The organism is Shimia sp. (genome assembly GCF_049116215.1).
In the GTDB taxonomy this organism is placed as follows: Bacteria; Pseudomonadota; Alphaproteobacteria; order Rhodobacterales; family Rhodobacteraceae; genus Shimia.
On sequence record NZ_JAGDZB010000007.1, the window covers coordinates 39587 to 65149 of the forward strand.

Genomic DNA, 25563 nt, shown 5'->3' on the forward strand with positions numbered 1-25563 from the left:
GCTATTGCAAGCGCCCCGCGCGAAGTGAGTGACGCTTAGCGGTATTCGCCTGCGAACTCTTCAACTTTCTCCAGGCCGTCTGCGGTTACAAAACCAGGACCGGAGTTGATGTTGTTGCCCGGCAGAACGCCATAGCGGTGGTAGTTGGTGAGCACCACAACCGGCAGATAGGCCTGCAGGAACGGCTGCTGGTCGATGCCCCAGTTGATCACGCCGGCCTTAATGCCCTTCACGATCTCTTCGCCGAGGTCAAAAGTACCAAAGTAGATGTCACCCGCCATACCGTTTTCATCCAGCGCCAACAGAGTTGGGTCGGCAGATGTTGGGCCAAGCGTCAGGATTGCGTCGGTTTCCGGGTTGGAATTCAGATACGCCAGAACGCGGTTCTTAATCTCTGCAGGGTCTTGGCCACTGTCGATCATCTGGTTGCCCAGATCCACGCCCAGACCATCTGCAAAGCCCTGGCAGCGCTCGGTAGAAGACGGGGAAGAGATGTAGTGGTTCACGCAGAGGAAGCTGCCCACACCGTCACCTTTGGCCCGTACACCCGCCGCATAACCCGCGTCATACTCAGGCTGGCCCACATACATCAGCGCGCCAACTTCGCGTGCCTGATCTGGTGTGCCAGAGTTCATGATAATCACGTCGACACCGCTGTCCACGGCCGCTCTGATCGGGCCGGACAGAACATCATAATCAGACAGGGTGGTGATGATGCCGTTTGGACCGGAGGCCGCCGCCTGCTCGATGATGCGCGCCATGTCGGCGAGATCACCGGTTGGCGGGTTGCGGTATTCAACCTCAACACCCATCTGATCGCCCGCAAGCGCGATGCCGTTTTTGATTGTGTTCCACCAGCTGTCGCTGTCCGGTGCATGGCTGACGAGAACATATTTCTCACCTTCGGCCACTGCCGAAGTTGCCACGGCAAATGGTGCTGCCACCACGGCAGCGGCCAGAGCCAGCTTCTTTGTAATTGACGTCATGTTTTCCTCCCAAAATCACGTCTTCATGGCACGTGGGCGGCTGATCCCGCCTCTCCGACTCAATTTAAAACACACTCCAACACATTTTGCAACCGGTTGCAAAAATGCCGACACCGTTTCATGCTGCACTTATTGAAAAAACCTTGTAAACAAGCAGTAATAAAGAGCTAAGGACCGACAAAAAATGGCCGTCACTTTGAAAGAGGTTGCAGAACGCGCAGGCGTTTCACGATCAGCCGTATCGCGCACCTTCACTGACGGCGCCTCTGTTTCCGACAAGATGCGGCGTAAAGTCGAAAAGGCTGCCAAGGAGCTGGGTTACAGTCCAAACGCCCTAGCCTCTTCTCTCACCACCGGACGCACCAAACTGATCGGCCTTGTGTCCAACAACTTTCACAACCCAATTTTTCTGGAAGTCTTTGACCTGTTCACCCGCGGATTACAGGACCGGGGACTGCGCCCCTTGCTGGTGAACCTCACCGACGAGACCGATCCGGAAAACTCGGTCCGCATGTTGCGCCAATATTCCGTGGACGGCGTTGTGGTCGCGTCCTCCACGCTTCCCCCAGGATTTGCCAAGGCCTTTCGTGATGCGGGTGTTCCTGTGGTGCACTCTTTTGGACGGGCCTCATCGGCGCCGCAGGTCCACGTCGTTGGGATCGACAACGTCGAATGTGGCCGCATGGCCACCCGCGAACTTATTGGACGCGGGTACTCACATGTTGGTTTCATGGGGGGGCCGGAAGGCGCCACCTCGACCCAAGACCGCTACACAGGCTTTATGTCAGAGATGTCAGCCCACCCGGGCATCAAGGCCAGCTATTCCTTTGCTGACGCCTATTCTTTTGATGCCGGGCGTCGTGAAATGCTCAGATTACTCAAAAACAGCCCTGCACAGGCTTACTTCTGCGGCGATGATGTTCTTTCCATTGGCGCGCTGTCCGCCATTCACGACAGCGGTCTCTCCTGCCCCGACGACATTGGCCTCATTGGCCTTAACGACATGGAAATGGCGCAGTGGGAAAACATCAACCTGACCACGATCCACCAACCAATCCGTCAGATCGTGACCAGTTCGATTGAACTGATGGTGGCGATGCTGGACGACCCGGGGCGCTATCCTGAAACGCGGATTTTCCCGTGCTCCATAGTGGAGCGCGGCACCTTAAAGGCAGAGGCGTGAGGCCACACCAATCGGTGCGGCCTCAGCGTTCCGTCAGCGGAACATAGGTGGCCGCGCGTCCATCCACGCACCACCATCTTTCGCGGAAACCACCGCCGTGTAGACCGCCGCCATCGACCGCACGCCATCCGCGGCATTTGGCAACCCATCACGCACTTCGCCGGAAATGGCATCCGCCAAATCGCAGTAGATATTGGCCACCGCCAGCGGGAAACCCTCGGGGTGCGCAATCGCCACGCGGCTCAATCGCTGCGCATCTTCATGCAGACCACCCTCACCTTTTTCGATGATCTGCGTGCGTCCACCTACGGGCGTGTAGATCAACTGGTTTGGCTGCTCGGAGGCCCAGCGCAGACCGCCGGTCTCACCAAACACCTGAATATCAAACCCGTGCTGCCGCCCGATAGCCACAGAGGACGTCCAGAGCCTGCCTACCGTGCCGCCACTCATGCGGAAATTGACCATGGCGTCATCTTCCAACTCACGGCTGGCGATTGTGGAGGCAAAATCGGCGGACAGGCTTTCAACCTCATCATCAGCAATGAAACCGGCCATGTGCATCGCATGGATGCCACAGTCCGCAAACTGCCCAGACACACCGGCCATCGCCGGATCATAGCGCCAACGCACACGCGGATTATCCGCGTCGGTTGCATCGCCGTGGTGGCCATGGCTGAAGTTTGTGACCACCAAACGGACCTTGCCAATTTCACCCGCCCGTACCATCGCACGCGCCTGACGCACCATTGGGTAAGCCGAATAACAGTAATTTACCGCGCAGATCTTGCCGCTTTTCTCCGCGACCTTGACGATCTCTTCGCCTTCCTCAACGGTCATGGTCATCGGCTTTTCACAAAGCACGTTGAAACCGTTCTCAAGAAACGCTTTGGTGATCTCAAAGTGGGTCGAGTTTGGAGTGGCAACCGTGACCAGATCGATGCGATCGCTGCGGTCTTTCTCTCCGGCCAGCATCTCCTGCCAATCGCCATAGGCGCGATCCGCGGCAACACCCAGTCGCTGTGCATATTCTTTACCCACGTCCGGGCGATGATCCAACGCCCCGGCAGCAAATTCAAATCGCCCATCAGCGAGCGCACCCAGCCTGTGAGCTGGCCCAATCTGGCTGCCTTCGCCGCCGCCAATCATGCCCCATTTCAACTTGGTCATGGCTCTCATTCCTCCTTAGGCACCCGCAATTCGGCACCTCCGCAATACAGTCGTGATACAGACGCAATACCGACGTCCAGATTTAGCTGAATCCGATGGCTTCCAAGTACTCGCGGTTCTTGCGCGCATCGCCCACAGGATCCGGGTCCAGAAGTGGATCGCAGTCTTGCTCAACCGTGCACCAGCCTTCAAAACCGGCATCCAAAAGCACCTGTCGCACCGTTGAGAAATCAACATCCCCGTCGCCGAGATTGCAGAAAATTCCTTGCCCGCAGGCATCATAGAACCCCGTGCGATTGGTGATCACTTCGGCCTTCACCTTTGGGTCGATGTCCTTGAAATGCATATAGGAAATGCGGCCAACGTGCTTCTTCATAAAGGCCACAGGGTCAAAGCCCGCATAGCTGTGGTGCCCGGTGTCAAAGCAGATCTTCAGAATGCTGTCATCAACCTCATTGAGCAGCCGCTCCAACTCTGGCTCAAAGTCCATAAACCCGGCCGCATGCGCATGGATGCCAACGGTCAGGCCATACTCTTCACTCCCGATCCGCGCGGTCTCCGCAATTCGATCCCGATAGGCGGCCCATTCCGCCTTATCCATCTGCTCAGCTTCCCCAGAACGCCCAGCCGTAGGCGCCCGGCGCGGAGAGATTGAATCAATCAAAACAAGATGTTGCGCCCCATGCGCCTTAAGCGCTTTTGCGGTACGGTGGGTGGCATCCAGCACATCGTCCCACGCGTCCGGATCGTGATATGCGCGAAACACCACCCCGCCGATCAGCTCCAGATCATGCTCGGCCAAAGCCTCGCCCAGCACCGCGGGGTCCTCCGGCATGAAACCTACCGGCCCGAGTTCAATGCCCTTATAGCCAGCCTCGGCACATTGTTTTAAAACGGTTTGCCAGGTTGGATTGCGGTCATCCTCCGCAAACTCCACACCCCAAGAACAAGGCGCATTGCCAATCCGAATGCTCATTTCGCTCACTCCAAAGTCAGAAGCTGTTGATATTTGTCCAAGTTTTCGTGCCATTGCTGGCCAGAGCCGCTGCAATCACACGATTCACCTCATGTCCGTCACGGAAGGTCGGGAACACCGCCTCTCCCGTTTCAATCGCCCGCAGGAAATCCCGCGCTTCGATGATGATCTGATCTTGATAGCCCGTTCCGTGCCCTGGTCCCTGGCAGAATGGCTCATAATCAGGATGCGCGGGACCGGTCAGGATTTTCACAAACCCCCGTGTCGCTTCCGGCCCCTCCATGCGATAGAGCCAAAGCGCGTTCTGATCTTCCTGGTCAAAGCGAATTGCTCCCTTTGTACCAGAAATTTCATAGGCATAGCCCATCTTGCGCCCAGTCGCGACGCGAGAAAAATACATATGGCCCATGGCGCCACGCTCAAACCGGCACATCATCTGCGCATGGTCATCGTTGGTCACCCGGCCTCCCGGCCGCTCCGTATGAACGGTCTCAACTTCACCCAGAACCTGAGAAATCGGCCCCATCAACGCCAACGCGCAATTGACCATATGCGGCGCCAAGTCACCCATGGTGCCATTCGCCATACCCTGCGTCCGCCAACTGGCCGGTGTGTCCGGGTCTGCATAGAAGTCTTCAGTGTGTTCGCCGCGAAACCAGGTCACATCCCCGATCTCACCATTGGCGATCAAATCGCGCGCAAACTGCGTTGCAGGCGTCCGCACGTAGTTGAAGCCCACCATATTGGCGACACTTGCAGCCTCTGCAGCAGCCACCATAGCCGCGCCATCTTCCATCGACGCGCCCAATGGTTTCTCGCAAAGCACAGGCTTACCCAATGCAAAAGCAGCCTCAGCAATCTCGCGATGGGTCTCCTGTGGCGAGGCAATGACCACCGCCTCGACCTTCGGATCAGCCACCAATGCGCGCCAGTCACCTGTCGATCGCAAAAACCCGTAGGCCTTTTGATACCGCTGCGCACTCTCGTGAGACGACGCGCAGACCATTTCCAGACGCGGGCGCAGCCCGGTGTTGAACACCGCCCCCACAGAGGCCATCGCAACCGCATGGGCCTTGCCCATATATCCGCCGCCACAAATGCCGATACCAATCTCAGTCACCGCGCAGCCTCCTTTTTGAAATTCAATTTGCAACCGGTTGCAAAACTTGTATCTTGAGATTCGAAAACTCGCAAGCCGCATTCGTTCGGAACCCTCAGTTTCCGCCAAATGCTCCAGAAGGGTCGCGCAAAGATGACGACAGAAAACACCACCATCCGCCTCACCACGGCGCAGGCAATTATTCGCTGGCTTTCCAATCAGTTCATAGAAATTGACGGGCAGGAAATGCGCGTCTGCGGCGGCGGCTTCGGCATCTTTGGCCATGGCAATGTGACCTGCTTGGGCGAAGCCCTGAACGGCGTGCACGAAGAGCTACCTCTGTACCGCGGACAGAACGAGCAAAGCATGGGATTCGCGGCCGCGGGATACACCAAGCAATGGTTGCGCCAACGCTTCATGTTCTGCACGGCCTCGGCGGGTCCTGGCACTGCAAATCTCTTGACGGCAGCCGGATTGGCACACGCAAATCGCCTGCCGATGTTGCTGCTCTGCGGGGATACCTTCCTAACACGTCTGCCGGACCCGGTACTGCAGCAGATGGAGAACTACAACGATCCAACTTTTGGCGTGAACGACGCGTTCAAACCCGTCGTGCGCTACTGGGATCGCATCTCGCACCCAGCACAGGTGATCCAATCACTGCCAAACGCACTCGCAACCATGTTGGACCCCGCCGATTGCGGTCCAGCCTTCCTGGGATTACCGCAGGATGTGCAGGGATGGACCTACGACTACCCGGAAAAGTTCTTCGCCAAGAAGGTCCACCGCATCCGCCGTCAATCTCCAGATGCGGCGGAAATTGCCGATGCAGCGGCAATGCTTGCAACAGCAAAGCGCCCAATGATCATTGCAGGCGGCGGTGTTCAATACTCACAGGCAGCCACTGAACTCACCGTTTTTGCAGAAAAACACAGCATTCCGGTTGTTGAAACCATCGCCGGTCGCGCCAACATGCTTGCAACCCACCCGCTGAACATCGGCCCTATCGGCGTTACCGGATCAGACAGCGCAAATGCGATTGCTGAAAAAGCAGACGTGATCCTTGCGGTTGGCACCCGGTTGCAAGACTTCACCACCGGCAGCTGGACTGCCTTTGATCAAGACGCACAGTTCATTTCGATCAACGCCGCCCGCCATGATGCGTGCAAGCACATGTCCCTGCCGATTGTAGGGGACGCCAAACTGTCAGTGGCCGCACTGGACAGCGAACTCGAGATGAAGACGCCCGCACAATGGATCACTCTCGCTCAAGAAGAGCGCAAAAAGTGGGACGCCTACGTGACTGACAACGTCTCCCACGGCAACCGCCCCAATTCCTATGCACAAGCGATTGGCGTGGTGAACGAGCTGTGTGATGCACGAGATCGAGTTGTGGCGGCCGCGGGTGGCTTGCCAGCCGAAGTCACAGCCAACTGGCGCACGTTGGATGTTGGCACGGTGGACGTGGAGTTTGGATTTTCCTGCATGGGCTATGAAATTGCAGGCGCCTGGGGCGCGCGCATCGCGCAAGCCGAGCGGGAACCGGATCAAGACACCATCACCTTCTGTGGTGACGGCTCCTACATGATGCTCAACTCAGACATCTACTCTTCTGTGCTGAGCCAGAAAAAGATGATTGTGCTTGTATTGGATAACGGTGGTTTTGCCGTAATCAACAAGCTGCAAAACAACACCGGAAACGAGAGCTTCAACAATCTGCTGGAGGACTGCCCGACAATTCCAGAGGCCTTTGGCGTCGACTTCACCGCGCACGCGGCCTCGATGGGGGCAACAGCTGAGAAAGTGGCGAACCCAGCGGAGTTGGCCGAAGCCTTCAAACGAGCCAAGGCCAGCGACAAGACCTATGTCATTGTCATGGACGTAGACCCCTACGAAGGCTGGACCACAGAAGGTCATGCTTGGTGGGAGGTAGGCACCCCTCACATCACCGAAGATGACTCCGTACGCGAAGCGCATATTGAGTGGGAAGCCAGCCGCGTCAAACAGCGTCGGGGTGTGTGATGACCTTGATTGACGCCATCAAAGGCAATCGCTTTGCGGTCTTTGGGCGCGCAGGCATGGACATGTTTGCCGACCCCATTGGAGTAAAAAGCGAGGATGCCACCACCTTCCGTGCGGACCTGGGCGGATCCTCTGCAAACATCTGCGCCGGTCTGGTGAAGCTTAGCTCGGAGGCATCCCTCGTGACATCCGTTTCGGACGACGCAGTAGGGCGGTTTTGTATCAACCGCCTCCACGACTACGGCGTTGGCACGCGCTACGTCCGCTCTGTCGGCGGTGAGGCCCGCACCTCTTTGGCGGTCTATGAAAGCTGTATCGACGACTTCCAGAACGTGATCTACCGCAACGGTGCGGCGGATTTTCAAGTCACAGACGCGGATATGGACGCGGTTGACTACAGCGCTTTCACGGCGCTCATAACCGCGGGAACGGTCTTTGCTGCTGAACCATCGCGGTCCGCAACCTTTCGCGCTTTTGACAATGCAAAGGCCGCCGGCCTACCGGTGATATTTGACATCGACTACCGTCCCTACAGCTGGCCATCTGCAGAAGTGGCCGCTGACGTGCTTTCGCGTGCGGGCGACGCCAGCGATCTGATTGTTGGCAACGATGAAGAATTCGGCTTTATGGCGGGCGGCATTGAAAAAGGCCTCGATAAGGCGCGGGAATTGGCCGCCAGCGGCAAGCTGGTGATCTACAAAATGGGCCATGAAGGCGCCATCACGCTGAGTGCTGGCGAAGAAATCCGCACCGGCATCTACCCCGTCACCGCCGTCAAACCCAACGGTGCAGGAGACAGCTTTATGGCTGGCCTCCTTGCCTCAATCGCCACAGGCCACAGCCTCCGCGACGCCGTGCTGCGCGGCTCCGCCTGCGCCTCAATTGTGGTGTCCCAGCCCGGCTGCGCCAACGCCATGCCCACAACCACCGAGCTTGAGGCCTTTTTGTCCTCGCACTCCGGACCAACTCTTTGAAAGGAGAGGCCAATGCACATTGCGCCCCATGACAACAAAAACAAACCCATCGTTGATGCGAACCATGACCTGGTACCGCTGAACTACTTCAACATCGTGAAACTCAAGCGTGGTGAAGTGTTTGAATACGCTGTGCCAGGCTACGAAACCTGCGTTGTACCGGCCACCGGCACCGTAGATGTCGACGTGGAGGGTGCGGTCTATCCTGACCTAGGAAACCGGACAGAAGATGTCTGGGACGGTGACCCTGAAGGGGTCTATGTGCCGGTTGGGGCGACGGTGCGCATCACATGCAAAACCGATGCAACCGAGACCTTCATTGCAGGCGCCAAATACGATAAGGTTTTGGAGCCCTTTGACGTGCGTGTCCCACATCTTGACCTAGTGCAATACGGCTCTGACGACACCAAAACCCACCGCAAAATCAAGCACATCCTCGGCGCTCACCACCATGACAAGGTCGGTCGTTTGCTGGTCAGTGAACTCTTCACGGTTGGTGAAGGCGGATGGTCCGGATTCCCGTCTCACAAACATGACACCGACCGTCAGGGCGCAGATGGCGAGATGATCGAAACCCGCCACGACGAAACCTACAACTTCCGCTTCAAGCCAAACTACGGCTCCGGCGTTCAAATGCTGCAACGCGAAGACAACAAGCCCGGCGATGCCTATCACATCATGGATGGCTCCACGATCATGCTCGACAAAGGCTATCATCCCTGCGCCGCGCTGCCCGGTTATCAGATGTATTACTTCACCATCCTCGGTGGTCTAAGCCAACGCAGCCTAAAGCAGTATTTCCAGCCAACCCATGAGGAACAGCTGCATACGATACCTGGCATTATGGATATGGTTGCGAAATTCAAATGACCCTGGTGACCTTGAAAGAAGTCCTTCAGCCCGCGCTGAAGGACGGATACGCCGTGGCCGGATTGGTCACTCTGGGATGGGAAGACATGCGCGCTTACGTGGCCGCAGCAGAGGCGGAAAACGTGCCTGTGATCTTGCAAGCAGGACCCTCCTGCCGAGAGCACACACCCTTGCCTGTGCTGGGAAAGATGTTCACGCATCTCGCGGAAAGCGCCTCCGTGCCCGTCGTCGCGCATCTCGACCATGGTTACACAGCAGAGGAATGCCGTGTTGCGATCGACAGCGGCTTCACCTCGGTGATGTTTGACGGGTCGCGCACGCCACTGGCGCAAAATATCGACGACACCGCTGCGATTGCCGACATGGCCCATGCGGCGGGTGTCTCCTGTGAAGGGGAAATCGGCTTTGTCGGCTACTCTGGCGGCGAAGGCTCAGCGGGAACCGATCCAGAGGAAGCCGCACAATTTGCCCGGGACACTGGCGTTGAGGCCATGGCGATTTCCGTCGGGAATGTGCACCTGCAACAAGACAAAGAAGGCGGTTTGGATGTTGAGCGCATCAACGCCATTCAAGCGTTGACCGACGTGCCTTTGGTGATCCATGGCGGCTCCGGTGTACCGGTCACGCAACGGCAAGCCTTGGCGCGCGGCTCCAAGATTTGCAAATTCAACATTGGAACAGAATTGCGTATGGCGTTTGGCGACGCGATGCGCGCGGCGGTGAACGCCGATCGAACGCGCTTTGATCGCGTGCAGATCCTGAAAGAGACCCACGATCCATTGGTGGCCAAAACCCGCCAAGTCTTGCGCAGCTTCAAGGGGGCATAGATGACACGTATCGGACTATTGGGATGCGGCCGGATCGGCCAGGTGCATGCCCGCTCCATTGCACAGATTGACGGCGCCAGTGTAACAGCCGTGGCCGACGCCTTCCCGGCGCCTGCTCAGGACTTGGCCAACCGTGCAAACGCCACGGTCATGGATACAATGGAGCTTATCAACAGCTCAGATGTCGACGCAGTTGTCATTGGCACGCCCACCGACACCCACTACGACCTCATTCACGCCGCAGCCAAAGCGGGCAAGGCGATCTTCTGTGAAAAACCTGTCGACTTGTCCTCCAACAGAATTCGCGACTGCAAAGCCGTCGTCGAAACCGCTGGTGCGCCCTTCATGACGGCGTTCAACAGGCGGTTTGACCCAAGCTTTGCCGACTTGCAGGCCCGCCTGCAGCAAGGCCAGATTGGCGACACAGAAATCATCACCATTCAATCCCGCGACCCTTCCCCGCCCCCGGTCAGCTACATCAAAAGCTCCGGTGGCATTTTCCGCGACATGATGATCCACGACTTGGACATGGCCCGTTTCCTGTTGGGAGAGGACCCCGTTCGGGTCTACGCCATCGGGTCTGCACTCGTGGATCCAGAAATCGGCAATGCGGGTGACGTGGATACCGCCGCTGTCACGCTCTCCACAACCAGCGGCAAAATCTGTCAGATCACCAACTCGCGTCGCGCCAGCTATGGGTACGATCAACGGATCGAAGTGCACGGGTCACGCGGCATGTTGCGTGCCGAAAATGTGCACGAGACAACGGTCGAAATGGCGACCGAAACTGGGTTCGTACGGGCGCCGGTGCAACACTTCTTCTTGGAGCGGTATGAAGCGGCCTATCGCGCGGAAATGGCGCATTTTGTTGCTGCTGTGGAGAACAACACGCCACCGACACCAAGCATTGAAGACGGTTTGCAAGCGCAGTTACTGGCGGATGCTGCAGATCAGTCCTTGAAAAGCGGCGCGCCGGTCGATCTAACTTAACCGCTCCCCTATCGTCAGAGTGAACCGCAGAAGCCATACGGGCCATCGTGTGAATTTCACAATGGCCCTTTCTGTCTTTCTGTCACAAGCTAGACACTCTGATCCGCCTAGGATGCCTGTTTCACAGCTTCCATTTGCTCAAGCCCTGCGCAGAACTGTTCTTGGCTCAGTCCCTCAGCAATAGCCCGCGTAAAGAACGCGGCCTGTGTTTCTGGCGCCAAACCATTCGACGGAGGATCGCGGTCCAGATTTGTCGGGAACGAGTAGCCCTCTGCGGTGGCAGCAATGGCCGCGGAGAGCTCAGCTTGTGTCAAAGCCCCCTCCGCGAAAGCCCGCACGGCATGCGGAAACACCAAACGACACATCCTGTCCCGGTCAACAGTCTCCATAGCCCGCCCAAAAGCTGAAGACACCTGCAGCAGATTCACAAACCGATGGATATCGGCGCTTCTATTCGCTCCTGCCGCGTGAAATAGCGCTGGATTGAAAAAGAGTGCGTCCCCCTTTGAGAGAGGCAATTGCACGCAACGTTCTTCAAACACCTCCCGAAAATCCTCACGCCGCCAGGCAGCATAGCCAGGCTTGTAGGTTTGTGAAAACGGCAGCAGCTTGGTTGGGCCGCTTTCCAGTGGCATATCACAATGGGCGACCGCGCCCTGAAGGGTCAAAATCGGTGACACTTCATGCACATGCGCTGGATATGCCGCGCTCACATCTTCCGTTTGAAACCCAAGATGATAATCGCGATGCGCCTGCTGCGCGGCACCACCGGGATGCACCAAATTGACTTGCGCCGTCATTTGGTAGTTCGGTCCCAGCCAAGCCTCACATAATGCAGATATCGCAGGATTAGCGAAGTATTTTAGAAACACATCAGGGGCAGCCTCACAGAGCTTTTGAAGCGAGTTCCAGATACGATCATTGGCGCCGGAAGCCGCAAAGTGATCTGCGCCTCCACCGGAATTTTGCTTTTCCCGCTCAATGATCCGGTAATACTTCTCCGTGGCCTCATCCAACACGCGAGTGTCACGATATACCCCTTTCAGCACGACAATTCCTGCCCCAGCTCGCAATACTCGCGCCCATTCCGCCATCACGGTTCGGCCGCCCTCACCTTCTAAGGCGGACATAAGGTTGGCACTGTCATAGACAGGGATGTTCTTTTCGATTGCCATCGCCAGCGGCACGCTCTCTGGAGGTGTCACCTGGTCAATAGATGCAACAAAATCTCTCACATTGCATTTTTTGGGATCATAATACCCGGTTAAATCAGCCGCAGTTGTCATGCTGTTTCCTCCTTATTTGTGTTCATCCTACGAGACCGAAGGATTGATTTTCGGCTCAAAACACATCAATGACACATCGCTTTCCCATCAAAGAAATTGCACGGCAAGCTGGCCTTGGCACGGCAACCATTGACAGGGCCCTCAACAATCGCGCCAACGTCAGTGTGTAGACAAAACAACGTGTCACCGCCGTAATCAAAGAGCTGACAGCGCAAGAGGCGCAGCTCTCCGCACGCGTGGACGGCGCATGTTCTTTGACTTTGTGATTGAAGCCCCTGCGCGCTTCAGTCGCGAAGTCAAAACTGCAACCGAAGCAGTCTTGCCGCATATCACTTCGGCAGTCTGTCGATGAGCAGACCCACTTGAGTGGTCCAGTTTGAAAGTTAGTGCATGGTTGGCCTTTGGTCCATCGGGACGATGGCCTCTGGCGCAGGTGGGCGACAGCCTAGGGCACTGTGGGGTCGTATGGTGGTATAGTGTTTCCTCCAGCTTTCGATGATTATCTGAGCCTCCCGTAACGAATAACAGATTTCACCGTTCAGCAATTCATCCCGCATTCGCCCGTTGAAGCTTTCGCAGTATCCGTTCTCCCGAGGGGATCCTGGTTCAATGTAGGCTGCCTTGGCACCAACAGCGTCGATCCAATCTCGGACGGCCTGGGCGATGAACTCCCGACCGTTTTCAGACCTGATGTATCCAGGAACTCCACGCAGGATAAACAGATCCGTCAGTGCGTCGATGACCTCGTTTGCGTTCAGTTTCCTTTTCACTCGGATCGCCAGACATTCCCGGCTGTGCTCGTCCAGAATGTTCAAGGTCCTGAATGCCCTGCCATCATCGGTTCGATGATGCACGAAATCATACGACCAGACGTGATTACAATACTCGGGACGCAGCCGGACACATGATCCATCGTGCAGCCAAAGCCGCCCTTTCTTGGGTTGTTTCATTGGCACTTTAAGCCCCTCACGTCGCAACAGGCGTTCGATACGTTTGTCATTCACTTGCCAACCTGAATCTCTCAGCAGGGCGGCAATCCAGCGATAGCCATATCGGCCGTACAGGCGGGTCAGCTCGATCATATCCGCGACCAAGAGCTCCTCGTCGGCACGTCCCTGCGGCTCTCGCCGCTGTGTGGATCGATGTTGGCCCAAAACACGACAAACGCGACGCTCCGACACCTTCATCTTGCCACGAACCAATTCGATGCAAGCGCGACGACGCGAAGGGCTCAGAAGTTTCCCCGAGCGGCTTCCGACAGGATCAATTTGTCCAATGTCAGATCCGAGACGGCCCGGCGAAGACGCTTGTTCTCTTTCTGGAGCCGCTTCAGCTCCTTGAGTTGTTCGGTGCCCATTCCGCCGTACTTCTTCTTCCAGCGGTAATAGGTTTGTTCAGTCACACTGATCTGTCTGATAGCGTCTATCCGAGGCATACCTTGCCCCATCAAAACTTCAACTTGCCGTAACTTCACGACAATCTCTTCAGGCTTGGGTCTCTTCATCGCCATCTCTGGTCCTCCGTTTCCTAATTATTGGGGCTGACCACTTCTGTGGGGGAGGCTCAATTTCCTTTAGTTGGTTGTTTGAATTGCGTGTTGTAGGGGAGTGGGGTGCTGGGACCGACCAGAGGCCTGTCCTAGCGATATTGCAGAAAGCACGATTGCAGCGCCGATGATCTGCCAAATGGTGAGGGCCTGACCAAGCAACACCCAGCCGATCAGAACGGCGGCCAACGGGCTGAGGAAGCCTAGGGCAGATACCGCGCCCGGTTCGATGCGCGATATGCCTCTGAACCACAGGATATACGTCAGTGCAGCGCCGATGAGGCCAAGATATCCAATACCGAGGATGTTTTGCGCGTCCAACGCTGGCAGGGGCGGCTCAAGCAAAACAGCAAGCGGCACCAGCAACAGTCCGCCCGCGCTCAGTTGCCATGCGGTAAAGGTAAGGAGTGGTACAGGAGGTTGCCATTTGCGTGTCAGCACCGTCCCAGCTCCCATGGAGACTGCCCCGCCAAGCCCCGCGGCCATCCCGACCGGATCCAGACCAACGTTCCCGCCAAGCGCAAGAAAGCCGACACCGACAACCCCCATGGCCGCGGCGGCGATTGACGTGGGGCTTATGGCGGTTCCGAGGGCGATTGAGGCGAGGAACACAACGATGAGCGGCTGAACCGCCCCAACAGTCGCTGCAACGCCACCTGGAAGCCGATAAGCAGCGACAAACAGCAAGGACCAGAACAGAGTGAAATTTAACGCCCCAAGCGCAAAAACACGTGCCCACCAAATCCCTTTGGGCAATTGCCGGGCCAGTACCAGCAGTATCAACCCGGCGGGCAAGGCGCGTAGTGCGGCCATCGTGAGTGGATAGCCTGCGGGCAAATACTCAGTCGTTACATAATAGGTGCTGCCCCAGACCAAGGGCGCGATCGCGGTGATTGCAAGGTCAATGTGTCGGTTCATGTTGAGGCTCCATTTATCTTGACGTCAAGATATATCGATAAATCTTGACGTCAAGATAAAATGTCATTACTCGCTACTTCATGGATCAAGTTGACCGCATCGTCGCGCAATGGAACAGCGCCCGCCCCGACCTTGACGTTGGACCAATGGAAACCATCGGACGGCTGTATCGCCTCGCGGCGATGTTGCGAAGTGAGATGGAAAAAACCTGGAAGGCCCATGGTCTGAACCCCGCCAGTTTTGATGTTCTAGCGACCCTCCGCAGATCGGGGAAACCGGATGGACTATCCCCGGGAGAGCTTCTTGACTTGACGATGGTGACGTCCGGAACAATGACCAATCGCGTCGACCAGCTGGTGAAGGGGGGGCTTGTTGAGCGGGTTCCGAACCCCACAGATAAGCGTGGTTTTCTCATCCGTTTGACCCAAGACGGTATGACACAAATTGAGGCCGCCGTGACCGACCATGTGAAGACACAGCATCGGCTGATGGATGGCTTTTCCCAAAAGCAAAGAGGCGAATTGAACGACCTTCTTAGAATGCTCACTGGATCATTGGAAACCGACGCAGGCTAACTCAAAGCAGCCATTGCCGGGTAATCAAACAACGGTTGCAAAGTCCGCGTTGTTGCCATTCGGCATACTGAAATGCTGCAGGGTGCACGAATGTCTGGTTTGGGGAAGCTGCATCGCAGCGCCCGACGTTGTTGTGAACGACCGCAAAGGGCCGAAAGCTTTACAAATCCACTAGTGATCCTCACCAAACAGACCATCCAGCACAATCCGGATCTTCCCTTCTGTGGAATACTGTTTGCGTGTTGCCCGTTTGATGTCTGTGACGATCTTCTCGCTAGGGCTCTTACTTGTCTTTCTCATCGTCCACTCCTCAGCGGTTACGATGAGCCAGAAACATTCACTAATAAAATATCGCTTTTTGGACCCATAGCCGCTGACGCCAGACAACCAAGGGCGGCAATTCGCAGGAAGTGAGCCTTGCAAAGTATAGCAAACATCTCAGACCAGCCACTCGCGTTATTGGTTTCGATGTCTGCTTTGCACGCTTCATTGAGTGTCTTGTTTCAGGCACCAGACTAACCAGGTGCCTGAGTTTTGACCTTAACGCTTAGGCGTTTGTGTCATGTAGAGAAACTCCTGGACTGCCGCGACAGACTCGGGCCGCAGATTGTCGATGCCCTCATAAGGCATGCCAATGGCAGGGCCTTCACTTGGATAAGCTTCTTTGCGTTGAAGATGCCGATGGATCATGCGCACAAACTTGGCTCCGCCCCATGCTCCGATTTCAGTCGAGACCGGATACTTCTCCTGAGGATCTCGAAACAGGTCGTAGAAATCCGCCAGGATGGCGTTGTCAATGCTCCCACCGGGAATAGCGAGTTTGTACTGCTCCTTAACAACCGCTTCCAGCTTGTCAATATTGTATAGGAATACATAGTCTCGGCGACCGTGCGTGTCCCCGTTCAAAAGCACCGAAGTCTGGTCAATCCCGTCAATGATCCGATCTGTCGGAATCCCCTCCATGGCACCGCCGACGCGGGCAAATGTGGTAAAGAGATCGGTGACGTGGATGATATCGTTGGAGATTGCATCCGCCGCGACCATGTTGGGCCACCGAACAAAGGCGTCTACTCGGACCCCGCCCTCAGTGGTGTCGCCTTTTCCACCGCGATACATCATAGGAGTGTAGCCGGATTGTGGGGAATATTTGGTGAAATGGCCGTTGTCGCCCATTATGACAACAATGGTTTTGTCTGCCACGCCCAGCGTGTCCATCTCCGACATCAACTCGCCGATCCATTGGTCGACCAGCTTCATTTTTTCGACGTAGGTTCCACCGTTTGGTGTGGTGTATTGCTCGGTCGTGGTGCGTGGGCCAACAATTGGATACAGCGGCCAAAATTGCAGGAAAAAAGGCTCGTCCTTGGCGGCCAATTCCTGTAGCTGCTCCCGCGTCTGTTCAAAGTACCGAATGTTCATTTCGTGGTACTTGTCTTCGGTCCAGCGCTCCCCAGCTTCCATGTGCACTTCATTTACGTTTTTGTCGCGCGTGCCCTCGACCCCGGTGACCATAGCGGATGCGTCCGAACGCAGCCAACCATCCAAAGTGTAACGGGCGTCGTAGTTGTTGTTGCCGATGCCAATAGACACCTCTTCGTCCGCCGCATCGTCGTGATAAATCGTAAGTTGACCCTGTTGATGGATCGGAAACGCCGCAAAGTCGAAGCCCTGAAAATTAGGCCAAGACTCTTTGATATCTCCCATATGCCATTTGCCCACGTGGCTGGTGTTGTACCCCACATCAGAGAGCACCTCAGCCAAGGTCACCTCTTTGTCCGCCAAGCCAAATCCAGAGATGTCCACTGCCGTATTGCCCATGCCATTCCGATGAGGCTGGCGGCCAGTCATAAATGCGACACGCGTGGGCGTACAAGAGGGCTCGGTATACATACGCGCCAAGCGCATACCTTCTCGCGCAAACTCGTTTATGGCGGGCGTTTCATATCCGCGCACCGCGTTTAGAGTTGGATTGCCCATATCGCCGAAGCCGATGTCATCAATCAGGATATAAAAGATATTGGGTGGCTTGCCGTCGTTGGCGTTTCGGAATTCGGCTATGGCATTGTCCAACGCCAGATCTTCTGCGCTCCATCGATCCCGGTTTTGTTCTTCGAGGATATAGTACTCAGCATCCCGCACGATTTCTCCGTTGGCATTTGTGCCGGCCCACAGAAACATCGCAGCAGAGGCTCCTTTTAGGAGTGTTAAGAGTGAAATTCTCATGGAACTAATTCTCCTTATTGTATTCAAACTGCAAACAGCGTTAACCACACGAAAAAGGGTAAGGTACTGGTATCTGTTCCAAATATCGGCGCCGGGGAAGCGGCATTAAGCGAAATTTGCCAAAAGCACTGTCCAACAAATCGAAGTCTCCGAAGTGTTTAGAAGAATGCATGTAACGGCCTGCGCCTCAATTGGATTGGTTGACACGATTGATGTCTGTGTGCGGAAAAAATTCGGCCCAAACATGCCAGAACATACCCGGCTTTACGTCTGCAGATCGTTCTAAGTGCGCGTTAGGCGTCTTGCCCCAAAAATCAATCTGCGTCACCGCTTCTCCAGTTTCATTTACCCAAATGTTCAAGCTTTCAAAAATTGGGTCCCAGGACAGCACAAGCGTTTGGCCGCCAACCTCAGCATTCACCACTCCGCCGTTCTCAACGACAAAATCATCGGTCCAACAGCATGCGTCGCCACCAATGTTCACGCCCCAAACGTAAGATTTGGTTGGTAATCTCGGGTCAATTGGCCGCTCAAGATTTTGCATGATCGGCTTGGCTTCGGTGTGGTGCTTTTGGATGGTGGCAGTGAAGGCCAATTCCATTGCCATATCGAGCAAGCATAAAAACGGGTTTGACGGCGGTTTGTTAAGGAAAACTTGCCCGTCCGGAAACGCTTTTTGAAACCCACGAAATGTCATTCGGAAAGTTGGCCATGGCCGCATTGTGAGCGTCGGGCGCAATGGACAGGCCGGTCCATCCGAACTGACGTCCTGGTCTTTAGCTCGGAACCCATAAATTTGCTGAAGCGGCTCGCCAGTATTGTTGTCACGCAAGACGAGGTTATTGCCGTGCTGCGCCAACACTTCCAGCTCCACTTTCTCGCCTTCAACCTCTGGTGTGTAGCCCAATCCCAGGTTCGCGATTGCACAGAAGGTCATCACTACGTTCTCACCAGCGAGCCCTTTCTCGGTTCCAGCCAAATGTGGACGCATAATTTGCGACTGAGGATGGGCACGGGCTACGCCATTGTTCTCGAGCACAATCACCTGAGTGGTCGGGCTGACAAACTCTTTTGCCTCTTCAATCGAAAAAAACTTGGCCTTGTCTTTTTGATTGCGAAGCCCAAGGTGCACGTAAATCCAGGTAAACGCCACCAGTCCAAGGGTGAGAACGGTGCCAATCCAAAACACCCACCCCAATCCGCTCCCAAACCCTAAGTGGGTGACCGCGGAAACGGTCCAAGCGGTTAAGCCGATCGCCAGAAATCGATACTCGTGGCGTATAAATCGATCAACATGTTTGCGTTTTGTTGTGATGAACAACTGTGGGATATCACCCAAATCGCGGAAATAGATAAGTGCGATGAAAAGCGAAATTGCTGACGTGAGATAGAATAGAAGTTCGCCCAATTTAGGCTCCTAATCAGAGTTTCGTACCGTGACACGCGCTCTTAGGTACCGTAGTTCGGCTAGATCATTTAAGGCAACCTCGAAATTACAAGAGGTAGATTGAACACGCATGGCAGCATCCGCTGTTTTTGCGGTCGTTTCTTCGCTGCATTGGCAGGGGGGGCTTGAGCGGCCCAAGATTTTGACGGCGCTGCTGGGTGCGTTTGCCCGCTTCGATGCGAAACCAGCGGAAAGTTCGGTGGAAAAATTTGTCTTTGTTGATCCGGCCAAGATGCCCTTACAGTTGAGGAGATTTTAAAAAATGAATGGAACAAATAAATGGAACGATTTTACCATCGTCATCTCGCGACCGCGACATTGCTGTCACTTGTTCTGGCCATCCCAATTTCTGCAAGCGCTCAGTCATTGCCTGCACGCGGGCAGTCAGAGACGGGCTGGCGACATGCAATCGCAGCCTATCTTTTTGCCCCAATTCGCACCAAGGGAACATCGACGATAAACGGCAATTCCGTACCAATAGATTTGGACTTGGGCGATGTCCTAGACTTACTCGATTTCGCCGCTGCAGGTCGCTACGAAGCGTGGAACAGCGACTTCGGTCTGATTTTCGATGCCAACTATGTCGCGATAGGGACGGATGGAAATTTGCCTGGACCTGGCGGAGCAGCTTTCGATGTCAAAGTGCGGCAAAAATGGTTGGCGCTGCTAGGTGCTTATCGGATCGCAAACGGCACCTATGGCGCCGATTCGAGACAATATGCAATCGACCTACAAGGGGGCGTTCGTTATAATAAGCTCAAACAAAAAGTGAACATCGGGCCTGCGCCCACCGCCGGTGGCGATGAAGGTTGGTGGGAGCCAGTGATCGGCGCGCGCGGTATGTGGCGCTTGAATGACAAATGGACCACAATCGCGTCCATCGATCTGGGAGGTTTTGGGGCGGGCGGCAACGACCTTCAAATTGGCGCCAACTTGGGGTTTGACTACCAGCCTTGGGACAATACAGCGATTACCTTTGGCTACCGTTACTACAGCATGGACTATTCAACCACGCTCTCAGGCGGGGCGTTTGCGTATGATACCACACAGCACGGTCCTTATGTTGGGGTAAAATTCTTCTTCTAAGAGTTCGTTGATGCTGGTTGATCAACCAGCTTTCTGTACAACATGCGTTTTGCCTGTCGCAACTAATGCCAGTTTTCTAGCGGCGGTGCTGATTGACCAAGTCTGCTTTGGGCTGGCAGAAGACATTGGAACAGTTTCCGGCAACGGCAGCAAAGTCCGCATTGGAGCCAGTCGGTACGCTGAATTGCTGCAAGACGCATGAATGTCTGGTCTGGGAAAGCTGCACCGCAGCGCCCGCAATTGTTGTGAACAACCGGTTAGGGCCGGTCGCGTCCTATCAGAGCGAGCCACGGCTCGACTTTGCAAAGGTGACTTACTGCGCGTTGCTGTCATTGATGCCGAGCGCAGCATCCGGTAGTCTGGGCTTGGAGCAGACTTCGAATGCGGTGCAACATCCTGTGATATGGTTGCGAGGTCAACGTCGAGTTGTCGCCGTGGGAGGGAGTGGCGGATCGGAGGATCCACCATGCAAACACCAAACTTACCCGCCATTCGTGCAAGTCGCCCGGCCTGGAACAAAAGTCGAATTGTCGGAAAGAAACGCCCGCTTTTGCCTAAGCATGTTTGGGCGATCCGTGTGCGCCTGGAAATCGCTGAAAGTGACCGCGACCTTGCTCTGTTCAATCTTTCCATCGACAGCAAAATTAGGGGGTGCGATCTGGTCAAATTGAAGGTGGCTGATGTGTTCGCCGCAAGTCAGGTCAAAGAGCGGGCCTCGATCATTCAAAGCACGACACAGAAACCTGTCCGCTTTGAGATTACCGAGGGAACGCGGAAGTCTATTTTGAGGTGGATGGAAGAGCCGCTAATGATCGGCTCCGAACTCCTATGGCCAGGGTGCTTCCATGAACGGCTGCACATTTCGACACGGCAATATGCGCGACTGGTACGAGATTGGGTGATATCAATCGGGCTGGAGCCGAGTGCGTACGGAACCCATTCGATGCGGCGGACGAAAGTTGCGCAGATCTACAGGAAGACCGGCAATTTGCGTGCTGTTCAGCTCCTGCTTGGACACACCAAGATGGACAGTACAGTCAGAAACCTCGGTGTTGAACTGGAAGATGCTATGGCGATTGCCGAGGCGGTAGAAATCTAAATCTCTGGGCCGTCTTCACAGACGGCTCAAAGCCACCGTTGGCCGATTGCCAAAACGCTGCATTGCAGCTTTCTTAAAGCTGTCGTTGGCGCACTGGTGCAGCATTTCGGTGTGTTGGAGGTTAGCAGTTCGAACTAAGCCGCCATTGATCTCAACTTCGGCAATGATCGCTTTCAGCCGAATGCGGACGTGATCCCCACTGTTGCTGGTTCCAATCCATTCCTACCGGTCGGGCGGAAAGGGGAAGTTCTCTGCGCACTACTCCTACGATAGCAATGCGCAACAAATGGACTCTGCATCGTTCTTTATTCGGCTCATTGCAGACCTTCAGCGAGCCGAGTTGTGCGCAACAAATTTTGATGTTCGCTTTCTGGCAAAATTATGGAAAGGGGCACTACCGCCCCATCCAACCGCCATCGACAACCAACACTTCGCCGTTGACATAGTTGGCGGCGTCTGAGGCGAGGAAAACGGATGGCCCAGCGAAATCTTCGGGGCGGCCCCAGCGGCCTTGGGGGATGCGCTCAAGGATCGCTTTGGAGCGGTCCGCGTCGTCCTGCAACGCTTGGGTGTTGTCGGTTGCGATATAGCCCGGCGCGATGGCGTTTACGTTGAGGCCTTTACCCGCCCATTCGTTAGCCAGGGCTTTGGTCAGCTGACCAATGCCACCTTTGGACGCGGCATAGCCCGGCACGGTGATACCGCCCTGGAATGTCAGAAGCGAGGCGGTGAAGATGATCTTGCCGCTGCCGCGCGCCACCATCTGGCGGCCAATTTCGCGCGATAACACAAATTGTGCTGAGAGGTTCACTTCGATGACCTCATCCCACAACCCATCATCATGCTCCGCCGCTGGCTTTCGTTTGATGGTGCCGGCATTGTTGATCAGGATGTCTGGCACAACGCCGCTGGCCTCCAGTTCGGCGGCGAATGCTTTCACCGCAACGCGATCGGAGAAGTCAGATTGGTAAGCGGTGAATTTGCGACCCAGCGCCTCCACTGCCTGCCCCACGGCGCTGCCGTCCAGTTCCAGCGTGGCGCTCACGCCGATGATGTCAGCGCCAGCTTGGGCCAGTGCTTCGGCCATACCTCGACCAATGCCACGTTTGCAGCCTGTGACCAGCGCAGTTTTGCCGGTGAGGTCGAATGTGTTCAGCACGCTCATGCGTCTGCTCCTACTTTGATCAGGCTTTTCATGGCCGTCGGGCTTTTGTCCAGCGCCTCAAACGCGGCTTGAATGTCAGAAAGCGGGCTCACATCGGTGATGACGGTTTCCGCGTCCACGCCGCCTGAGGCCACTACAGCGATGGCTTTTTCGTAGTCTTCAGGCTCATAGACCCGCGCGCCGATCAATTTCAGCTCCCGCCAGAAAAACTGGAACAGGTCGATGGCCGGCTTGCTGGAATGAATGGCGACCATGACAATGCGGCCACGGGTGGCGGCGACCTGTGTCATCGCATCCACACCAGGCTGTGTGCCGGAGACCTCAAACACGACATCGGCGCCTTTGTCATTGGTACGGGTGTCGATGGTGTCCTTGAGATCAGTTTCCAACGGGTTGGTGGTGTCAAAGCCCAGTTTCTGTGCGATTTCCAACCGGTGCGGATTGACCTCGGAGATCACCACATTGCCGCCGGCATCGCGCGCCACCATGGCGACAAGAATGCCAATTGGACCGCCGCCAATAACCACCACGTCTTCGCCCACCTCAAGGCCAGACAGCCGCACGTCATGGCAGGCAACAGCCACCGGCTCAATCAGCGCCGCATGATCGAGCCGCAGATCGGCGGGCAGTTTGTGCAGGGTAAACGCCGGCACGGTCCACAACTCCTGAAAGGCGCCATTACTATCAAGGCCGATGAACTTGAGATTGTGGCTAATGTGATCATGCCCGCGCTCGGTCGCAGGATTGGGCGCGCCGGGATCCAAGGGCCGCACCACAACTGGATCGCCGACAGACCAGCCATCAACGCCATCACCAACGGCAGCAATTGTGCCTGACATCTCATGCCCCAGAATGCGTTCAAACCCGACTCGTGCGTCCATGTTGCCATGGTAGGCATGCAAATCCGTGCCACATATGCCGCAGTAAGCCACCTTGATCTGCACCTCACCCGCTGCCGGTGGTGTGGCAGCAATCTGGGTTACTTCAAAGGTCTTGTCCCCACGGTAATACGCGGCGCTGATCGTTGTCATCGGTGCATCTCCTCATGAGCAGCCTGTAGTTTGTCCCAGTCAAAGGTCACACCGGTTCCGGGGTCATTTGACGCCTTCGCCATCAGATCCTCGACCACAAGAGGGCGGGTTGTGTATTGGTCAATCGGGAACGAATGCACCTCAATCCAGCCGGCATTCGGCTGTCCACTCACCAAGCCGACATGCAACTCCTGCATGCCATGCGAGCAGACCGGCAGCCCATGTTTCTGACTCAGCTGGGCCACCTGAAGCCAGCCGGTAATCCCGCCGCAATTGGAGGCATCGGGCTGCAAAAAGCCAAGCTTGGAATCGGCCACCGCGTATTCAAACTCGTGAATCGTGTGCAGGTTTTCCCCCATCGCCAACGGGATGGATGTGGCCTCGGCTATGGCACCGTAACCTTTGTAGTCATCCGGAATAGTCGGCTCTTCGAACCATGTTAGGTCAAAGGGTTCAAAGGCTTTGGCAGCGGTAATCGCCTCTTTCACTGACATCGAATAATTCGCGTCCACCATAAAGGTGATATCAGGCCCAATCAGTTCCCGTACCGCTTTAATACGGGCGATGTCTTCATCAAGCGTCGGTTGACCGATTTTGATCTTCACACCATCAAAGCCGCGATCGAGGTAGCCTTGGATGGACGCCAGAAGTTTGGGCAGCGGGAAGTTCAGATCAATGCCGCCGGCATAGGCCCGGCACCGGTCGCTGGTGCCGCCCGCCATTTTCCAGAGCGGCAGTCCCTGCGCTTTGCCGCGCAGATCCCAGAGCGCAATATCCACAGCAGAGATCGCAAAAGACGCAATTCCGCCACGTGCCACATAATGCACATGCCACTGCATCGCCTCGTAAAGCGCCTCGACATCGGTGGCATCCCGTCCGATCAAAAACGGGGCCAGATCATGTTCGATCATCGCCGCAATCGCCCGGCCACCTTTACCGCCGGTATAGGTGTACCCGGTGCCTTCGCTTCCGCCGGACAAAACCACCGTGGCTGTCACCAACTCAAAATGAGTGTGATCCCCGTGTTTCGCGTCCGTCAAAACCTCGGCCAAAGGCACGTCAAAAAGCCCGACCTTCACATTTGCAATAGTCGTCATTTAAACAGTTCCCTTTTTGCCGCTCGCCGCTACACGGCTTTGAAAAACGATCACAACAAACAAAAACGCACCGCGGATCACCATTTGCCAATAGGCGCTAAGACTGATCACACCCCGACCGTTTTCGAAATTAAGAATATTGAACACGAGACCGAGCAGCAGGGCGCCGGCAACGGTTGCAGTCACCGACCCCAACCCACCAGTCAAAAGCGTGCCGCCAACGACAACCGAGGCAATGGCGGAAAGCTCCCATCCGACACCCTCCAGGGGTTGGCCCGCTCCAAAGCCGGAGGCAAGAAAGAGACCTGCCAAGCCAGCACACCCACCGCTGAGCATGTAGACAAACACCTTGGCCCTGATCACGCTCAGCCCCATCATGGTGCTGGCGTCTTCGCCGCCGCCAACCGCAAGCACGGTCCGGCCCAGCGAGGTCTTTTCCAAAACAATCCAGAGAGCAACAACCACAATCGCGGCGATCACAATGGTCCACGGAAAAATGCCAAAGGCTTTCTCCATGCCAAGTCTGGTAAAGTTGGATCCCCAATCGATAGAGATCGTCTGAGCGCCCGAAATCACTAGAGCGCCGCCCTTCGCGCCCAGCATGGTTGCAAGCGTTGCGATAAATGGCGGAATGCGCATCGCCACAACAAAGAAAGCGTTGAGCGCGCCAATCGCTACCCCGGCAGCCACGGCACCAGGCAAAGCCACCTGAATGCCATAAGGGGACAGATAGGCGGCAACCACTGACGTAAAGGCCGCAACTGAGCCCACCGAGAGATCAATGCCGCCAGTCAAGATGACGAAACACATCCCCACCGCAATCACGATGAACATCGCGTTGTAATTTAAGAACGACGAAAAATTGTAAGCGCCGCCAAAATTGTCGTAGCGCATCAGGCCAAACAAAAGCAGGACAATCAAAGTAATCCAAACGCCAATCGAATGTGTGTTGCCCTGCAGATACCGACGCAGGTCAAAAGCTGTTGTGTCTAGCAT

General features: G+C 55.8%; 24 protein-coding genes and 1 pseudogene. 11 read left to right on the forward strand and 14 right to left on the reverse strand.

Annotated elements, in window-relative coordinates; translation table 11 throughout:
• Positions 1-35 precede the first annotated feature (35 nt).
• On the reverse strand, positions 36-986 hold the full coding sequence (locus JXR15_RS18945; protein ID WP_422054761.1) for a sugar ABC transporter substrate-binding protein: 951 nt from the start codon (positions 984-986) through the stop codon (positions 36-38).
• A 184-nt stretch (positions 987-1170) separates the two neighbouring features.
• On the opposite strand from JXR15_RS18945, the gene JXR15_RS18950 reads away from it, so the two are divergent.
• A complete protein-coding gene (locus JXR15_RS18950) occupies positions 1171-2169 on the forward strand; it encodes a LacI family DNA-binding transcriptional regulator (RefSeq protein ID WP_422054762.1) in 999 nt (332 codons plus the stop codon).
• Between the two features lie 33 nt (positions 2170-2202).
• Here the strand turns inward: JXR15_RS18950 and JXR15_RS18955 are convergent, their stop codons facing one another.
• From JXR15_RS18955 to JXR15_RS18965, 3 genes are all read right to left on the reverse strand, one after another.
• A complete protein-coding gene (locus tag JXR15_RS18955; protein WP_422054763.1) occupies positions 2203-3336 on the reverse strand; it encodes a Gfo/Idh/MocA family protein in 1134 nt (377 codons plus the stop codon).
• An 82-nt stretch (positions 3337-3418) separates the two neighbouring features.
• Positions 3419-4312, reverse strand: a complete 894-nt coding sequence (locus JXR15_RS18960; protein ID WP_422054764.1) for a TIM barrel protein — start codon at positions 4310-4312, stop codon at positions 3419-3421.
• A 16-nt stretch (positions 4313-4328) separates the two neighbouring features.
• On the reverse strand, positions 4329-5432 hold the full coding sequence (locus JXR15_RS18965) for a Gfo/Idh/MocA family protein (RefSeq protein ID WP_422054765.1): 1104 nt from the start codon (positions 5430-5432) through the stop codon (positions 4329-4331).
• 132 nt (positions 5433-5564) lie between these two features.
• Here JXR15_RS18965 and iolD point away from each other — a divergent pair, with 132 nt between their 5' ends.
• Genes iolD through iolG form a run of 5 tightly spaced genes read left to right on the forward strand, consistent with a single transcriptional unit; the run spans position 5565 to position 11094 of the window.
• Positions 5565-7433: a 3D-(3,5/4)-trihydroxycyclohexane-1,2-dione acylhydrolase (decyclizing) gene (gene iolD, locus JXR15_RS18970; protein ID WP_422054766.1), complete on the forward strand. Its 1869-nt coding sequence runs from the start codon at positions 5565-5567 to the stop codon at positions 7431-7433.
• A complete protein-coding gene (locus JXR15_RS18975) occupies positions 7433-8407 on the forward strand; it encodes a PfkB family carbohydrate kinase (protein ID WP_422054767.1) in 975 nt (324 codons plus the stop codon). Before iolD ends, JXR15_RS18975 begins: the two co-directional genes overlap by 1 nt.
• 12 nt (positions 8408-8419) lie before the next feature.
• Entirely contained in the window at positions 8420-9277 is an 858-nt protein-coding gene (locus tag JXR15_RS18980; protein WP_422054768.1) for a 5-deoxy-glucuronate isomerase, read from the forward strand.
• Entirely contained in the window at positions 9274-10104 is an 831-nt protein-coding gene (locus JXR15_RS18985; RefSeq protein WP_422054769.1) for a class II fructose-bisphosphate aldolase, read from the forward strand. The genes JXR15_RS18980 and JXR15_RS18985 overlap by 4 nt, the downstream gene beginning before the upstream one ends.
• The gene (gene iolG, locus JXR15_RS18990) at positions 10105-11094 is read left to right on the forward strand and encodes an inositol 2-dehydrogenase (RefSeq protein ID WP_422054770.1); all 990 of its coding nucleotides are present in this window, start codon (positions 10105-10107) and stop codon (positions 11092-11094) included. It abuts the gene before it with no gap.
• Between the two features lie 107 nt (positions 11095-11201).
• On the opposite strand, the gene JXR15_RS18995 is transcribed toward iolG, so the two are convergent.
• Positions 11202-12380 carry a phytanoyl-CoA dioxygenase family protein gene (locus JXR15_RS18995; protein WP_422054771.1) on the reverse strand — a complete coding sequence of 393 codons (1179 nt, stop codon included), beginning with the start codon at positions 12378-12380 and terminating at the stop codon, positions 11202-11204.
• A 68-nt stretch (positions 12381-12448) separates the two neighbouring features.
• Between JXR15_RS18995 and JXR15_RS19000 the strand changes: the two are divergent.
• Positions 12449-12729, forward strand: a pseudogene (locus tag JXR15_RS19000) (helix-turn-helix domain-containing protein); the annotation flags it as partial.
• Between the two features lie 34 nt (positions 12730-12763).
• Here JXR15_RS19000 and JXR15_RS19005 read toward each other — a convergent pair.
• A protein-coding gene (locus JXR15_RS19005) for an IS3 family transposase (protein WP_422054772.1) occupies positions 12764-13890 on the reverse strand; the annotation gives its coding sequence in 2 pieces (ribosomal slippage) (positions 12764-13626 and positions 13626-13890; 1128 coding nt in all).
• A gap of 63 nt (positions 13891-13953) precedes the next feature.
• Positions 13954-14844 (reverse strand): EamA family transporter, encoded by an 891-nt coding sequence (locus tag JXR15_RS19010; RefSeq protein ID WP_422054773.1) that lies wholly within the window; start codon positions 14842-14844, stop codon positions 13954-13956.
• Positions 14845-14924: 80 nt separating this feature from the next.
• Here JXR15_RS19010 and JXR15_RS19015 point away from each other — a divergent pair, with 80 nt between their 5' ends.
• Positions 14925-15419 (forward strand): MarR family winged helix-turn-helix transcriptional regulator, encoded by a 495-nt coding sequence (locus JXR15_RS19015; RefSeq protein ID WP_422054774.1) that lies wholly within the window; start codon positions 14925-14927, stop codon positions 15417-15419.
• Between the two features lie 171 nt (positions 15420-15590).
• On the opposite strand, the gene JXR15_RS19020 is transcribed toward JXR15_RS19015, so the two are convergent.
• The 3 genes from JXR15_RS19020 to JXR15_RS19030 all read right to left on the reverse strand — a co-directional run bounded on the left by JXR15_RS19020 (position 15591) and on the right by JXR15_RS19030 (position 19050).
• The gene (locus JXR15_RS19020; RefSeq protein ID WP_422055037.1) at positions 15591-15719 is read right to left on the reverse strand and encodes a hypothetical protein; all 129 of its coding nucleotides are present in this window, start codon (positions 15717-15719) and stop codon (positions 15591-15593) included.
• 240 nt (positions 15720-15959) lie between these two features.
• Complete coding sequence (locus JXR15_RS19025; RefSeq protein WP_422054775.1) at positions 15960-17642, reverse strand: sulfatase-like hydrolase/transferase; 1683 nt, start codon at positions 17640-17642, stop codon at positions 15960-15962.
• Positions 17643-17829: 187 nt separating this feature from the next.
• Positions 17830-19050, reverse strand: coding sequence for a DUF3179 domain-containing (seleno)protein (locus tag JXR15_RS19030; RefSeq protein WP_422054776.1), 1221 nt, complete (start codon positions 19048-19050; stop codon positions 17830-17832).
• Between the two features lie 109 nt (positions 19051-19159).
• On the opposite strand from JXR15_RS19030, the gene JXR15_RS19035 reads away from it, so the two are divergent.
• The 3 genes from JXR15_RS19035 (at position 19160) to JXR15_RS19045 (ending at position 21274) form a co-directional block, all read left to right on the forward strand.
• Positions 19160-19348 carry a hypothetical protein gene (locus JXR15_RS19035; protein ID WP_422054777.1) on the forward strand — a complete coding sequence of 63 codons (189 nt, stop codon included), beginning with the start codon at positions 19160-19162 and terminating at the stop codon, positions 19346-19348.
• A gap of 20 nt (positions 19349-19368) precedes the next feature.
• Positions 19369-20175, forward strand: a complete 807-nt coding sequence (locus JXR15_RS19040) for a hypothetical protein (protein ID WP_422054778.1) — start codon at positions 19369-19371, stop codon at positions 20173-20175.
• A gap of 466 nt (positions 20176-20641) precedes the next feature.
• On the forward strand, positions 20642-21274 hold the full coding sequence (locus tag JXR15_RS19045; RefSeq protein ID WP_422054779.1) for a tyrosine-type recombinase/integrase: 633 nt from the start codon (positions 20642-20644) through the stop codon (positions 21272-21274).
• A gap of 394 nt (positions 21275-21668) precedes the next feature.
• Here the strand turns inward: JXR15_RS19045 and JXR15_RS19050 are convergent, their stop codons facing one another.
• The 4 genes from JXR15_RS19050 to JXR15_RS19065 are packed head-to-tail and all read right to left on the reverse strand — an operon-like array spanning position 21669 to position 25563.
• Positions 21669-22433 (reverse strand): SDR family oxidoreductase, encoded by a 765-nt coding sequence (locus JXR15_RS19050; protein WP_422055031.1) that lies wholly within the window; start codon positions 22431-22433, stop codon positions 21669-21671.
• Between the two features lie 2 nt (positions 22434-22435).
• Complete coding sequence (locus JXR15_RS19055) at positions 22436-23470, reverse strand: zinc-dependent alcohol dehydrogenase (RefSeq protein WP_422054780.1); 1035 nt, start codon at positions 23468-23470, stop codon at positions 22436-22438.
• On the reverse strand, positions 23467-24567 hold the full coding sequence (locus tag JXR15_RS19060) for a mandelate racemase/muconate lactonizing enzyme family protein (protein ID WP_422054781.1): 1101 nt from the start codon (positions 24565-24567) through the stop codon (positions 23467-23469). The genes JXR15_RS19055 and JXR15_RS19060 overlap by 4 nt, the downstream gene beginning before the upstream one ends.
• Entirely contained in the window at positions 24568-25563 is a 996-nt protein-coding gene (locus JXR15_RS19065) for an ABC transporter permease (protein WP_422054782.1), read from the reverse strand.

Coding starts and splice junctions, on each gene's coding strand:
- JXR15_RS19010 (WP_422054773.1), bottom strand. CDS start 14,844: ATGAACCGACACATTGACCTTGCAATCACCGCGATCGCGCCCTTGGTC.
- iolG (WP_422054770.1), top strand. CDS start 10,105: ATGACACGTATCGGACTATTGGGATGCGGCCGGATCGGCCAGGTGCAT.
- JXR15_RS19055 (WP_422054780.1), bottom strand. CDS start 23,470: ATGACAACGATCAGCGCCGCGTATTACCGTGGGGACAAGACCTTTGAA.
- JXR15_RS19035 (WP_422054777.1), top strand. CDS start 19,160: ATGGCAGCATCCGCTGTTTTTGCGGTCGTTTCTTCGCTGCATTGGCAG.
- JXR15_RS19045 (WP_422054779.1), top strand. CDS start 20,642: ATGCAAACACCAAACTTACCCGCCATTCGTGCAAGTCGCCCGGCCTGG.
- JXR15_RS18960 (WP_422054764.1), bottom strand. CDS start 4,312: ATGAGCATTCGGATTGGCAATGCGCCTTGTTCTTGGGGTGTGGAGTTT.
- JXR15_RS19040 (WP_422054778.1), top strand. CDS start 19,369: ATGGAACGATTTTACCATCGTCATCTCGCGACCGCGACATTGCTGTCA.
- JXR15_RS19065 (WP_422054782.1), bottom strand. CDS start 25,563: ATGCTAGACACAACAGCTTTTGACCTGCGTCGGTATCTGCAGGGCAAC.
- JXR15_RS19025 (WP_422054775.1), bottom strand. CDS start 17,642: ATGAGAATTTCACTCTTAACACTCCTAAAAGGAGCCTCTGCTGCGATG.
- iolD (WP_422054766.1), top strand. CDS start 5,565: ATGACGACAGAAAACACCACCATCCGCCTCACCACGGCGCAGGCAATT.
- JXR15_RS18950 (WP_422054762.1), top strand. CDS start 1,171: ATGGCCGTCACTTTGAAAGAGGTTGCAGAACGCGCAGGCGTTTCACGA.
- JXR15_RS18995 (WP_422054771.1), bottom strand. CDS start 12,380: ATGACAACTGCGGCTGATTTAACCGGGTATTATGATCCCAAAAAATGC.
- JXR15_RS19060 (WP_422054781.1), bottom strand. CDS start 24,567: ATGACGACTATTGCAAATGTGAAGGTCGGGCTTTTTGACGTGCCTTTG.
- JXR15_RS18980 (WP_422054768.1), top strand. CDS start 8,420: ATGCACATTGCGCCCCATGACAACAAAAACAAACCCATCGTTGATGCG.
- JXR15_RS19015 (WP_422054774.1), top strand. CDS start 14,925: ATGGATCAAGTTGACCGCATCGTCGCGCAATGGAACAGCGCCCGCCCC.
- JXR15_RS18985 (WP_422054769.1), top strand. CDS start 9,274: ATGACCCTGGTGACCTTGAAAGAAGTCCTTCAGCCCGCGCTGAAGGAC.
- JXR15_RS18955 (WP_422054763.1), bottom strand. CDS start 3,336: ATGACCAAGTTGAAATGGGGCATGATTGGCGGCGGCGAAGGCAGCCAG.
- JXR15_RS18975 (WP_422054767.1), top strand. CDS start 7,433: ATGACCTTGATTGACGCCATCAAAGGCAATCGCTTTGCGGTCTTTGGG.
- JXR15_RS18945 (WP_422054761.1), bottom strand. CDS start 986: ATGACGTCAATTACAAAGAAGCTGGCTCTGGCCGCTGCCGTGGTGGCA.
- JXR15_RS19020 (WP_422055037.1), bottom strand. CDS start 15,719: ATGAGAAAGACAAGTAAGAGCCCTAGCGAGAAGATCGTCACAGACATC.